Origin of the sequence: Streptococcus sp. 2018037 (genome assembly GCF_019754195.1) — a bacterium.
GTDB classification, from domain to species: domain Bacteria; phylum Bacillota; class Bacilli; order Lactobacillales; family Streptococcaceae; genus Streptococcus; species Streptococcus hashimotonensis.
The window spans coordinates 1-12885 of record NZ_JAIJZQ010000038.1; the positions used below are offsets into that span (position 1 = coordinate 1).

Genomic DNA, 12885 nt, shown 5'->3' on the forward strand with positions numbered 1-12885 from the left:
GTGTTGCTTTTGTATACACTTTTTACACTAAACTTTAGTCAAAAATAAAATAATTTCCTTATTTGGATTACGAGACACAAAATATTTTTCGTCAAATACCTTGATGAACTTGACAAATGGTAGAAAAAGCTCCTTACTGGTCTAATCAACCGGTATAGAGCTTTTTTCTTAATACTGTTGATCTAGGAATTCCAACAAAACTTTCTTTTCTACTTCGCTGGCAAAACTTGCCTGAATAGCGTTTTGATTGAAGCGATAAAAATCAGCTTTGCTAGTCCCAAAATATTCTACAAATAACTGATATTCTCTATTAAGTGTAGTATTAGAAACGGTACGATTATCTGTGTTGATTGTGATATTTGCTCCTGCCTCAACTAGCTCTTGATATGGAAAATGTTCAATCGAATCAGCTGCACCAGTTTGAAGATTCGATGTTAGACACATTTCAAGTGTTGCTCTGCTATTGACAAAAGCTTGGATAGCTTCAGGATTGCGAGTAAGTGCCGTGCCATGACCAATCCTTCTAATCCCAAGTTCAAGAGCTTGAATCACATTGGTCACACATCCACATTCTCCGGCATGGAAAGTCATGGGATAACCTAAAGACTGAGTAAATTGAATAATATCCCGAAGTTCTTCCGTAGGATAGTCTGCTTCATTTCCTGCAAAATCAAATCCCACAAGTCCTTTTGGTGCCAAATCAGCAATAGCCGAAAAGAGTTCCTTCGTTTGATTCGTATTCGTTTGCTTTAAACCACAAACCAAAAGTTTAGCAACCACTCCAAAATCTTCCTGCCCCCTGTTTAGTCCAACTAAAACTGCTGAGACCGCTTCTAAAATAGTCAAGTCTTGATCCGTCGACAGTTCAGGTGCAAAACGAACTTCAATGTAAATAATCTTATCTCTTGCAACCTGTCGTACAAGATCATAGGCTGCCAATTCTAAAGCTGATGCGGTTTGTAAGAGTGGACGAACAAAATCGAATAACTTTAAATAAGCCAATAAACTATCAACTTTTCCGTGAACACTAACTAATTTTCTTAATGCTTCATCTTCTGCAGGAATAGTGATCTTAGCCATCTGTGCCAATTGTCGAATGACTCCGAGGGACAATGAGCCATCCAAATGACAATGCAACTCTGTTTTGACCAATTCATTTACATTCAACACTATTAACACAACCTCCGTCTGGTATGTTGTTAACTATCATATCATATTTTTGAAGAAAAACAAGAATTTTACCATAAAACCTGAACTTTCATTTATTTTCAGTTGTATCATTCACAGACAAAAAAAGAACGACTATCAGTCGTTCTTCAATAACATACGGAAGACATGGGATTCGAACCCACGCACGCTGTTACACGCCTACCGCGTTTCCAACACGGCCTCTTGAGCCTCTTGAGTAATCTTCCATATATGGAGCTGGTGGGAGTCGAACCCACGTCCAAACACCTGCTAACTTATTCGTCTACAACCATAGGTTATGTCTTGCTTTAACTTTAACTTGAACTCGATACATAACTCAAACCTAGACCAAGCGAGTCAGTAAATCTCTTTTGGAACTGCCTGACTCAATCCCAACGTAGCTTGCTATTTTAAGACCAATCAGCAAACACAAGCAATTCGCGACTGGTCACGCAGGCAGGTTATTAAGCTGCTAATGCGTAAGTATTTGTATTTTTTGCAGTTATATTTAACTGGCACTTTTACATCTGCCGATGAGTTGCAGAACAAGCCTCATAATGCCTGTCGAATCCGTAACAACCCCGTAGGATTTGATACAGGAATTATTATAGCAGAATTTTTTATAAATAGCAAAATTATTTTACATTCTCCTTACAATTTAAAAAAATTTTGAAATATGGTAAAATGGGGATATGTATAAATTTTGGCAAAAAACCATTCAAGTATTAAGTATTTTGACCCTTATCGGGACTGCTATTTTTCTGTTTTGGCTCTACAAGATTGGCATTTTGAACGACCAAAATGTCTTAAGCGATTTAATCAAAAGCCAAGGTGCTTTAGGTAGCCTCTCCTTTTTAGCTATTCAGATTATTCAAGTTGTATTTCCGATTATTCCAGGCGGTGTTACGACTGTTGTTGGTTTCCTCGTATTTCATTTTTGGTGGGGATTCTTTCTCAATTATCTTGGAATTTCAATCGGTAGTATCATCCTTTTCTGGTTGGCTCGTCGCTATGGAAAGAAATTTTGTCTCCTCTTCATGTCTGAAGATACATTTTACAAATATGAAAGCAAAATTGATAATAAACGTAGTTATGAAGTTTTCTTTATTCTCTGCATGCTTTCTCCCATTTCTCCAGCTGACATAGTGGTGATGATTACTGGATTAACAAGCATGAGTTATCGGAAATTTATTGTTATCACTTTACTTTGTCGCCCTTTCTCAGTTGTGGCATATAGCTTCTTTTGGATCTATGGAAGCCAATGGTTGCAACAATTATTAGGATAAAGTGATAACCACCCGTGAAAACGGGTTGCTTGTACACCGGCTATAAGCTGTTTCTCTCCAGCGACGTCTAAAGACGTTCGCTGAACTTCGTTCAGGTTAGTGCTATAATTACTTGACTAATGCCCGTAACAACGGGCTTTTATCTTGTTCTAAAACTACCATCTGGAAATGAATCTTAATACTCTTTGACATTCAAGAATCAAGTGCAATGTCATTTTTCTCCTGCTCGCAAATGTATTTCGCAACTGTCTTTTCATTTAGTTCAACGGTACTCACATAGTAGCCTCTAGCCCAAAACTTTCGATTTCCATACTTATATTTTAAATTAGTATGTTTATCAAATATCATTAGAGCACTTTTGCTTTTTAAGTATCCCATAAAAATCGGAAATCGAAGGTTTTGGAGATATTAAGACAAGCATATGAACATGATCTGGCATCTTGTGCCCCTCAATGATTTCCACGCCTTTGTATATGACGAATAATATGTATCAAGTCCTCTCGAACCTTGTAGTATATCGCCTTACTGATATATTTTGGTGTGAAAACGATATGATAGAGCACATCCATTTGGTATGTGGTAAACTGTAACTGGTTTTAGCCATGCTAAACTAGTCCACTGGACTAGTTTACTCCTCCTTGATCTGACCTGAACAATTAGATTATAACATGAAAAAAGAAATGGAAACTCAAAGCCTTGGCAGCCACCAGCATAGCTGGTGGTTTTCTTGTTTTTCTCTTCGAGAAAAACTGGCTCGAAGCCATAATAAAAAAATGGCTTCAAACGTTCGAAACCATTTTGTTTTTTTATTTAATTCCTAATGCAATTCGAGCATAACGACTCATTTTTTGAACGGTCCAAGCTGGTGACCAAACCAGTCTCACATCTACTTCTGTTACTTCAGGAACATCCTTCAGTACATCATGAATTTGATCTGTAATTAGATCAGCTAATGGACAACCCATGGTCGTCAAGGTCATATCAATTTCAGCCTTGCCCTCAATAAATCGGATTTCATAAATTAGCCCTAAATTGATAATATCAATACCTAGCTCAGGGTCAATCACATCTTCAAGAGCATGAAAAATACGCTCCTGAATGTCTTTAATTTGATCTTCTGTGTACGTCATTTTTCTCTCTTTCTTGTTCACAATTTCAATACTAGAAAAGAAACAAACCAAGTTTGTGTCAAATTAGCCCACTGGACGTTACGCTCCCTTTCTAATTTCAAGGGGAGCGGTTGATTGTGTCTTCCAGACAGCCTACTCTCTTATTTTCAAGCAGGCGTTAGAAAGGTACGCAGTACCTTTCTAATCCTCAATAAAGTCTCTGAGTGGTTTGCTGCGGGATGGGTGGCGAAGTTTACGGAGGGCTTTAGCTTCGATTTGGCGGATGCGTTCACGGGTTACGTTAAAGACTTTACCAACATCTTCAAGCGTGCGCATTTTACCATCATCTAAACCAAAACGAAGACGCAATACGTTTTCCTCACGGTCAGTAAGAGTATCCAATACCTCATCTAACTGTTCACGAAGAACGACACGAGTTGTGTAATCAACTGGATTTTCAATGACTTCGTCTTCAATAAAATCTCCAAGATGACTATCATCTTCTTCACCAATTGGGGTTTCGAGCGAGACAGGCTCTTGTGCAATCTTGAGGATTTCACGAACTTTCTCAGGCGTCATATCCATACGCTCAGCGATTTGCTCTGGCGTTGGATCTTGGCCCAATTCTTGCAAGAGATTGCGTTGCTCACGGACCAATTTGTTAATGGTTTCTACCATGTGAACAGGAATACGGATTGTACGTGCTTGGTCCGCAATGGCACGAGTGATAGCCTGACGAATCCACCAGGTTGCATAGGTTGAAAACTTGAAACCTTTAGAGTAGTCGAACTTGTCAACGGCCTTCATCAAGCCCATGTTTCCTTCTTGGATAAGATCAAGGAACTGCATACCACGACCGACATAGCGTTTTGCAATGGAAACAACCAAACGCAAGTTGGCTTCAGCCAAACGTTGTTTCGCTTCTGGGTCACCTGCTTCAACCGCCAATGCCAATTCTTGCTCTTCCTCGTTGGTCAAAAGAGGTACAACACCAATTTCTTTCAAATACATGCGGACTGGGTCGTTCACTTTTGCAGAAGTGCTTCCGAGCAATTCTTCATCAGATAATTCTGGTTCTTCCTCTACCTGCATAGCACGAGCAGAAGGGTTCCCTTCTTTATCGACAATTGAAATCCCTGCATCCTGAATACGTTGGAGCAAATCATCGATTCCGTCAGCATCAAGCGTAAATGGAATAACCAGTTGGTCATTGATTTCATCGTCTGTAGCTGAACCTTGTTTTTTATGGTTACGGATAAATTCGGCAACTTGTACATCAAAAGTAGTTACTTCTGTTTTTTTATCTTTTTTATTTGTCATATTTACTCCATTTGTCTTCTTCTATCGAGGAGTTTTTGCAACTCATCGAGGGCAATATCTGCATTTCCCACATGGGAATGTTCACGGATTTTCCGTGCTAGGTGCTGGTTCTCCTTCTTTAACAATTCCTTGTCTCGCCGAATTTCTAATTCTTCGATTTCGTGTGGAGACACTTCATTAGGTAAACGTTCTTCCTGCATACGATACCAAGCCTGTTGAGCGGAATCGTTCAACTGTGATAGTTCAAAACTGGTAATTTCCCCAGATTTTTTTAACATATCATAAATAGCTTGCAATTCTGGCGTCGCAAAATAAAAATCTTCTCGTAAACGGAACTCATTGAGAATATAAGGATGTTCAACCATCCGATAAAGTAAATGGTTTTCTGTTCGAATAAGACTCGTTATACGAGCAATCGTTTGGACTGGTGGCAAATAAGACTGACCAGTCTGTGATTGAAATACCTGTTGTGTTCTCTCCTGGCGCTGGTTCAGACGAACAGCATTTACTGCCTGTTCCACCTGATTATAATCAAAGTCAGAAAGTAAATCCGCCACCTTATAAATATAAGAATTTTGAGCTGTAATGGATGATACTTTGGCAATAATTGGTGCAATCTTATCTACAAACTCAATCTGCATTTGTAGATTGTCAGGATTTTCAGGTTTCAAGTATTGAATCAAAAACTCTACATCGCTGATTCGTGACTTGGTTAAAACCTGTTGCAAGGCTTCTTCCGAATTTTTCTGCAAAAATTCATCTGGGTCCATATTATCTGGCAAACTCACGATTTCAACCTGAAAATCTTGTAGTTCGTCCAGCGCCTTCATGGTAGCTGCCTGTCCAGCCTTATCCCCATCATAAGTCAGAACAATTTTCTTACAAAACTTAGCTAGGTGTGCAACATGCTCTCTTGTCAAAGCTGTTCCCATGGAAGCCACTGCATTATCAATCCCTACACGATGAGCAGCAATAACATCTAGAAAACCTTCCATGAGATAGGCTTCACGTTGCTTCTTAATAACCGCTTTAGCCTTGTCCAAATGATACAATTCATAGCTTTTATTGAAAATCGCAGTACTACGAGAGTTTTTATACTTAGCTAATTGTTTATTGTTTCGATCTTCTTCGGTCCAAATCCGACCTGAAAAAGCTACAATTCGACCATATTCATCCGCCAAGGGGAAAATAATCCTCGCTTGAAAGGCGTCATAAATAATATTATTCTCACTTGGATTGAACAAACCCGAATTCAATAGACTTTCTTCGTCATATTGACCTGATAGTTTTTGGTAAAGAATATTCTGTTCGGCCGGAGCTAAGCCTAGCTGGAATGTTTTTATGACATCATCTGTCAAGCCACGTTGGTGTAGATAAGCTCTAGCTTCCTCACCCATTTTGGTTGTCATCAAAAGGGCATGATAAAACTTTGCGGCATCCCGATGAATATCATACAGGACCTGATGCGGACTAATCCTTTTCTCCTCTTGATGATAGGAAGGAATTACATCTACTTGAAACCCTGCCTTCTCAGCTAAGATAGCTGCCGCATCCGCAAAAGAAACACCACGAACTTCTTCGACAAACTTGAATACATCTCCGGACTTACCACATCCAAAACAATGGTAGAACTGCTTATCTTCAATCACATTGAAAGACGGGGTTTTCTCCCCATGAAAAGGGCAAAGACCGACATAATTACGTCCGGTCTTAGTCAAAGCAACCGTTTCACCAATAACGTCAACGATATTGAGAGCTTGTTTTATTTCAGTAATTTTATCCTTTGAAAGCACATTCCCTCCTCATATCATACTAGCTAATTTAAAAAGTGAACACTCTTCCCTTAGTTTAACATACTCTATTGTATACTAAATAAGGGAAAATGTAAAATTTCTAAAACAAATTACTTGTAAAATATTTTTTTATGGGTATAATAGGTAAAGTAAAATATTTATGAAAGGACATATTTAGGATATGTTGAAAGATTTAAAAGCATTTTTGTTCCGTGGGAACATTGTTGACCTTGCTGTAGCAGTGGTAATTGGTGGTGCGTTTGGCGCAATTATTAAATCATTTGTTGAAGATATCATCACTCCATTGATTTTAACTCCTGCATTGAAAGCAGCAAACGTTCAAAACATCGCTGACCTTGCATGGAATGGTGTGAAGTACGGTAGCTTCTTGAGCGCTGTTATCAACTTCTTGATTATTGGAACTTCAATGTTCTTCGTTGTTAAAGCAGCTGAGAAAGCAATGCCTAAGAAAGTTGAAGAGAAAGCTCCTGCTGGTCCAACTCAAGAAGAGTTGCTTGCAGAAATCCGCGATTTATTGAAAAAATAATCAATAATATTGAAAAACAGGTCTCCATACCTGTTTTTCTCTTCCATAATTACAAAAATAAGATGTGAGCCTCCACTCACATCTTTTCTTATCCTTCGTATCCATTTGGATTTTTCGATTGCCAGTTCCACGTATCGCGACACATGTCTTCAATTGTTTTTTCTGTTTTCCAGTTGAGTTCAGCCAGAGCTTTGTCTGCATTCGCATAAAAGGACGGAAGGTCTCCTGCTCGATTTGGTGCAAAGCGATACGGAACATCTACACCTGTTACTTGAATGAAAGTATTTACCAATTCTAAGACACTTGTTCCTTGACCAGAACCTAGGTTATAAGTATAAACCTGATTAGCTTCATCTAATTTTTCTAATGCTCGTACGTGTCCTTTGGCCAAATCAACAACATGGATATAGTCTCGTACACAAGTCCCATCTGGCGTATCGTATGCATTACCAAAAATATTGAGAAATTCACGTTTACCAACTGCTACCTGAGCTACAAATGGCATCAAGTTATTTGGAATGCCTGATGGATCTTCCCCAATCAAGCCTGACTCATGAGCTCCAATTGGATTGAAATAGCGCAACAACGAAATAGACCATTCTGAATCAGAAACATAAATGTCGCGAAGAATCTGTTCACACATGACTTTCGTTTGACCATACGGGCTTGTTGGAACTCCTACTGGCATGTCCTCTTGATAAGGAGAGGGATTAAAACTGCCATAAACAGTCGCACTAGATGAAAAGACGATTTTCTTCACATCAAACTCAGCCATCACTTCAACCAATGAGAGAATGGACATGATATTATTTTCGTAATAAGCGCCAGGTTTTTGAACTGATTCTCCTACTGCCTTAAATGCAGCAAAATGGATCGCTGACTCGATATTTTCTTTCTCGAACACCTGACGCAATCCCCGTTTATCTGCTACGTCTAGCTGATAGAAGGTCGGTCTCTTTCCTGTAATTTCTTCAATACGATCCAATACCTGGATGCTTGCATTAGATAAATCGTCAACAATTACTACTTCTTTACCTAAATTTAACAATTCGACAACCGTATGACTACCAATATAACCTGCACCACCAGTAACTAAGATACTCATCTCTTTACTCCTTTTCACCTGGACAAAATTCTATATCCCTATTATATGTCACCTGTTGTAAAAAGTAAACAAAAAACAGCCTTTCGGCCGTTTTCAAATTCAATTAGAATTTTTTACGCTTGCGAGCTGCTTCTGATTTACGTTTACGTTTTACAGATGGTTTTTCGTAGAATTCGCGTTTGCGTGTTTCTTGAAGAGTACCAGCTTTAGTAACCGCACGTTTGAAACGACGAAGAGCATCATCAAGTGATTCGTTCTTGCGTACTACTGTTTTTGACATTTTTTTCACTCCCCTCAATTTCAAAGTCTTTATCATTTTACTATGATTCAACTCATTTGTCAATATTTTTTAATTCTAAAATATGAATTTTACGCTCTTATCCTATCCTGTTCTTTTTTCCTGTCCACGCCAGTATTGTCCCAAAGAAGAATTCGTAAAGGACAAAAAATAATACAAAGCAATGCAAGAAAAACTCTTGTGGCAAAATATATATGACAGGATCCTTTGCAGGGTCAAATAGCCATGTAGAATCCCCTGGAAATAGCACCGTATGAAATAATACAAAAAACTGATCAAAGCCAACAAGAACACCTAATAAACCGATTATCATTGGCGTAAGCATGGTCCAGAAAATGACCTTTTTAACCAAGTCTCCATAACCTTTTAGCAGAATGTTTTTTACAAAAAGCACAAAGGCAGGGAGGGTGAGGATAAAAATCCCCTGAGTTAGATGGAATAAATGTTTCACATCCGCAAAATGTTTCAGACCATCAGCTGAGGATGAAAAATTTGGCATGTCTAAAACACTTGCAAATGGATTGGTCAGATAGTTCATCAAGATATTGAAATTATAGGAAATATCTGTCGCTTTCATGTAGACCACTTTTTCCAACCCCAAAAAAGAAATCTCAAACGGATAAACTAGCCAAGCTAGGTAGATGGTTCCTAGAACTGCTGCCGACAAGACAAATAAAATTGTTCCGATAATCTGTAACTTAGTTCTCATCAAAACTCCATTCATCTAAACTATCGAGGACATGGGTTGGAGCCAGGGGTAAGTCTGCTACTTCTTCTGGCTTGGTAAATCCAGTCAGGACTAAAAGAGTTGGAAATCCATTGTCAATCCCTGCACGAATATCTGTCAGGTAGTTATCTCCTACCATAACTGTCTGGCTGCGTTCTGTGCCTAAAATCTCCAGAGCCTTGTCCATGATAATCGCTTCAGGCTTACCGATAAAGGTCGGCTCTACTCGGGTAGCAGCTTTCAAAAGCGCAATAAGTGAGCCTGCTCCTGGCAAATGACCTCTTTCAGTCGGAATGTTCAAATCAGGATTGGTACCGATAAAGGTCGCTCCCTTTTGAATAGCCAAGGTGGCAATGGTTAGTTTTTCATAGGTCAACTGAGTATCCAAGCCGACAACAACATAGGCTGGATTTTCTGTGTCTTCCACATAGCCTGCCTCAAAAATGGCAGACTTGAGCCCGTCTTCTCCAATGACATAGACTTTCTTTTCCTTGCCCAAATCATTCATATAATCTACCGTCGCCAGACTGGCTGTATAGATTGTTTCAAGCGGTGTCTCAATGTTAAAGTTTTCAGCCAACATAGCCTGCACCATCTCAGGACGGCGGGTGGTATTGTTGGTCACGAATAAATAGGGTATCTGACGTTCTTGCAAGCGATGAATAAAACGTTCACCAGCAGGAATCCGCTTTTTCCCTTCATAAATCGTACCATCCAAATCAATCAAATAACCTGTATATGTCATTTTTCCTCCTTAATCAAATCGTGTTTCCCAATGCTCAGACCGACTAGCTTCCAAGCAAAGTGCTAACTGCTCAGCTGTATTTTTCCCAAGGTAGAGCGGTGGTAAGTCATCTAGACTGAAGAAGCCACTGGCAACTGTTTCCGAATTGGGCTGAAACTCTCCGCCAAGGAGACGACATAGAATGAAGACCTTGGTCACGCGGTGGGCTGACTTGGCAGGATTGTTCTTGTGCTTGTCCAAAATCGCAACGACTCGCAGAGCCTCCACATCCAGCCCCGCTTCTTCCTTTACTTCCTTGACAACATTTTCCTTGACGGACTGGTCCACATCGCACCAACCACCTGGTAAGGACCAGAGCCCATCGTTTTCCTGGACAAGTAGGATTTTATCCTCTTGGAAAATAGCTGCGCGGGTATCCAGTTTTGGAGTCTGGTAGCCTGTTTCATTGCAAAACAAGTCTTTCACCACCTCCAAGGGCTGTCCAGATGGCTCTACCAACATTTCCGCCGCAATCTGTCTGATTTCTTCGAAACGCTCCATGTCATAAACATCTTTTCCATAGGCCAAGCCTGTCTGAGCCAAGGCTTGTAAACGCACGGCCCATTCCAACCACTTATCCTGCGACATGACTTTCCCTCCATTCTATGACAGCTTGCGCATGAATATGCCCATCTACCACAATCTCATGCTGGCTGACACCAGCTTCTGCCACCATGCGTGAACTCACCAAGCTAGTTGCCTCTACTTCCTTGAGATACTTGAGTTGGATTTTTTTAGGGACATGGCAGAGCAGAAAATCATAGCCCAGTGCTTCATACATCCATTCCAAGTACTTGCCATTATTGACATGCCCATTCATATCCAAGTCAAAATAGCGAACAGAAAATTCTTGAACAAATGGATTTTCCAAGAGCTGATACTTGGGAGCCCGAGGTAATTTCTTGACCTGCTCAGACTGATAAGGGGCAATCAAGGCTTCTGGCACAGGCGCCACCTTGCGAGTCTCAAAATCAATCAGGACAAAGTAGCAGAGAATGTCTAACAAAAGATTGCCCGCCTCATCGTAAATATAGAACATCCGATGACAGAAAAACTTGTTGTAGGCAACCGCTTCTGTTTTTATCGTGATGGTTTCATTGTACTTAGGGAGGTCTTGAATGGTCAGTTCATAATCTGTCACCACCCAAATCAAGCCAAATTCCTGAAAAACATAGAGGTCACTACGACCCAGTTCTTCCGACTGCCGACCTGACACACCAAGGCAGTAGGAAATAAAGTCAGGCAGTTTGATTTCTTGTTTAACATCCACCATATCAAAGGGAATGGTGAACTCTTCTTGATATGTTAGTCCCATAATTCTAATCTTTCTAGTCTTCTATAATGAAACGTTCCGCAACTGTATCGCCTAGGAAGAGACCCTTTTTCGTCATCCGAAGCCAACGGTTTTCTTCTTGCAAGAGACCTTCATTTTTCAAGTCTCTGACCACCTGACCGTAGCGGTCTTCAAAGGAGATACCAAACTTTTCCTCGAATCGCTCAATGGACACGCCAGTTTTTTTCCGTAGGCCCAAAAACATCTCTTCTTCCATTTGCTCGGTCTGGCTGAGGAATTCTTCGTGTAATCGGGAATGGCCTTTTTCGCGGATGGACTTGAGGTAGTGCTGAATGGGGCCGCGATTGCGATAGCGCATGCCGTCGATGTAGCCAGATGCTCCAGCTCCTAGACCATAGTACTCCGAGTTATCCCAGTACATGAGGTTGTGGCGACTTTCAAAACCAGGTTTGGTGAAGTTGGAAATTTCGTAGTGCTCAAAGCCGTTTTTTTCTAACTCCTGAAGGATGTAGTCGAACATATCCGACTCCACATCTTCGTTGGGCAGATGGAGGTTGCCACGGCGTTGGCGGTTCATGAAGACCGTGTGGTTTTCCAAAATCAAGCTATAGAGGCTCATGTGGGGAATGTCCAGCTCCAAGGCCTTGGCGACATTGTCCACCACCTGCTCCATGGTCTGACCAGGCAGGGCATAAATCAGGTCAATGGAAATGTTGTGAAAACCCGCTTCCTTGAGGGCTGCAATGGTTTCATAAATCTGAGCTTGGTTGTGGCTACGACCGATTTTTTTCAGCATACGGTCATCAAAGGTCTGAACACCCAACGACACCCGATTGCACTTGGATTTTTTCAGAACTGCTATCTTGTCTGCCGTCAAGTCACCTGGATTGGCCTCAATGGTGAATTCTTCCAGCTGTGACAAGTCCAGCAGGTCCTCCAGATTGGTCAGGAGATAATCTAGCTGGTCTGCCGAGAGAGCCGACGGTGTTCCGCCTCCGATATAAAGCGTGCGGAGGGCTGGCAGGTCGTAAAACTTGACCTCTTCCATGAGGGCTGCCAAATACTCGTCAACAGGCTGGTTCTTAATAAAGACCTTGGAAAAGTCACAGTAGTAACAAATCTGGGTGCAAAATGGAATGTGGATATAGGCAGATGTCGGTCGTTTTTTCATAAGAACTATTATAGCACACTGTCTATAAAAATATTTTTTACAGCCATCACTTCCCCCTCAAAACAATGATATAATATAGTAAACTTACAAAATCTACAAAAGGAATTAAGTCATGAACAAAGAACGATTCTATGATTGAACTGCTCCCTGTCAAGTGGACAATGAAATAATAAAAGATTAGGCGACGGCCTTGTTCCTCATTTCAAGAGGGGCAAGGCCGTTGTTGCGTTCTTGAAATCGTTGATGATTATAAAAATAGATGT

The 12885-nt window shown here is 40.5% G+C and carries 13 protein-coding genes, 1 tRNA gene, 1 other RNA gene and 1 pseudogene; 2 read left to right on the plus strand and 14 right to left on the minus strand.

The window, feature by feature from the left end; translation table 11 throughout:
* Window positions 1–168 precede the first annotated feature (168 nt).
* The 3 genes from add to ssrA form a co-directional block, all read right to left on the minus strand.
* Window positions 169–1170, minus strand: coding sequence for an adenosine deaminase (gene add, locus K5Q29_RS10030; protein ID WP_172699706.1), 1002 nt, complete (start codon window positions 1168–1170; stop codon window positions 169–171).
* A gap of 157 nt (window positions 1171–1327) precedes the next feature.
* Window positions 1328–1415: transfer RNA gene (locus tag K5Q29_RS10035), tRNA-Ser, on the minus strand.
* A gap of 2 nt (window positions 1416–1417) precedes the next feature.
* Window positions 1418–1771: a transfer-messenger RNA gene (ssrA, locus tag K5Q29_RS10040) on the minus strand.
* A gap of 109 nt (window positions 1772–1880) precedes the next feature.
* Between ssrA and K5Q29_RS10045 the strand changes: the two genes are divergently transcribed.
* Window positions 1881–2474: a TVP38/TMEM64 family protein gene (locus K5Q29_RS10045; protein ID WP_105139644.1), complete on the plus strand. Its 594-nt coding sequence runs from the start codon at window positions 1881–1883 to the stop codon at window positions 2472–2474.
* Between the two features lie 192 nt (window positions 2475–2666).
* Here the strand turns inward: K5Q29_RS10045 and tnpA are convergent.
* The 4 genes and pseudogenes from tnpA to dnaG form a co-directional block, all read right to left on the minus strand.
* Window positions 2667–3078 (minus strand): annotated as a pseudogene (gene tnpA, locus K5Q29_RS10050) (IS200/IS605 family transposase).
* A gap of 202 nt (window positions 3079–3280) precedes the next feature.
* Complete coding sequence (locus K5Q29_RS10055; RefSeq protein ID WP_002935553.1) at window positions 3281–3604, minus strand: metal-sulfur cluster assembly factor; 324 nt, start codon at window positions 3602–3604, stop codon at window positions 3281–3283.
* A 180-nt stretch (window positions 3605–3784) separates the two neighbouring features.
* The gene (gene rpoD / locus K5Q29_RS10060) at window positions 3785–4903 is read right to left on the minus strand and encodes an RNA polymerase sigma factor RpoD (protein ID WP_002935555.1); all 1119 of its coding nucleotides are present in this window, start codon (window positions 4901–4903) and stop codon (window positions 3785–3787) included.
* Between the two features lie 2 nt (window positions 4904–4905).
* Window positions 4906–6696 (minus strand): DNA primase, encoded by a 1791-nt coding sequence (gene dnaG, locus K5Q29_RS10065; RefSeq protein WP_205032693.1) that lies wholly within the window; start codon window positions 6694–6696, stop codon window positions 4906–4908.
* Between the two features lie 181 nt (window positions 6697–6877).
* On the opposite strand from dnaG, the gene mscL reads away from it, so the two are divergent.
* A complete protein-coding gene (gene mscL, locus K5Q29_RS10070) occupies window positions 6878–7243 on the plus strand; it encodes a large conductance mechanosensitive channel protein MscL (protein ID WP_105139647.1) in 366 nt (121 codons plus the stop codon).
* 88 nt (window positions 7244–7331) lie between these two features.
* On the opposite strand, the gene galE is transcribed toward mscL, so the two are convergent.
* The 7 genes from galE to hemW form a co-directional block, all read right to left on the minus strand.
* Window positions 7332–8348: a UDP-glucose 4-epimerase GalE gene (gene galE / locus K5Q29_RS10075; protein WP_105139648.1), complete on the minus strand. Its 1017-nt coding sequence runs from the start codon at window positions 8346–8348 to the stop codon at window positions 7332–7334.
* A 103-nt stretch (window positions 8349–8451) separates the two neighbouring features.
* A complete protein-coding gene (rpsU, locus tag K5Q29_RS10080) occupies window positions 8452–8628 on the minus strand; it encodes a 30S ribosomal protein S21 (protein WP_000048054.1) in 177 nt (58 codons plus the stop codon).
* Between the two features lie 97 nt (window positions 8629–8725).
* Window positions 8726–9355, minus strand: a complete 630-nt coding sequence (locus K5Q29_RS10085) for a TIGR01906 family membrane protein (protein WP_024385398.1) — start codon at window positions 9353–9355, stop codon at window positions 8726–8728.
* Window positions 9345–10118 carry a TIGR01457 family HAD-type hydrolase gene (locus K5Q29_RS10090; RefSeq protein WP_105139649.1) on the minus strand — a complete coding sequence of 258 codons (774 nt, stop codon included), beginning with the start codon at window positions 10116–10118 and terminating at the stop codon, window positions 9345–9347. Before K5Q29_RS10090 ends, K5Q29_RS10085 begins: the two co-directional genes overlap by 11 nt.
* A gap of 9 nt (window positions 10119–10127) precedes the next feature.
* Window positions 10128–10745 (minus strand): NUDIX hydrolase, encoded by a 618-nt coding sequence (locus K5Q29_RS10095; protein WP_105139650.1) that lies wholly within the window; start codon window positions 10743–10745, stop codon window positions 10128–10130.
* Entirely contained in the window at window positions 10732–11472 is a 741-nt protein-coding gene (locus K5Q29_RS10100; protein WP_105139651.1) for an acyl-ACP thioesterase domain-containing protein, read from the minus strand. The genes K5Q29_RS10095 and K5Q29_RS10100 overlap by 14 nt, the downstream gene beginning before the upstream one ends.
* Window positions 11473–11485: 13 nt before the next feature.
* On the minus strand, window positions 11486–12622 hold the full coding sequence (gene hemW / locus K5Q29_RS10105) for a radical SAM family heme chaperone HemW (RefSeq protein WP_105139652.1): 1137 nt from the start codon (window positions 12620–12622) through the stop codon (window positions 11486–11488).
* Between the last annotated feature and the right edge of the window lie 263 nt (window positions 12623–12885).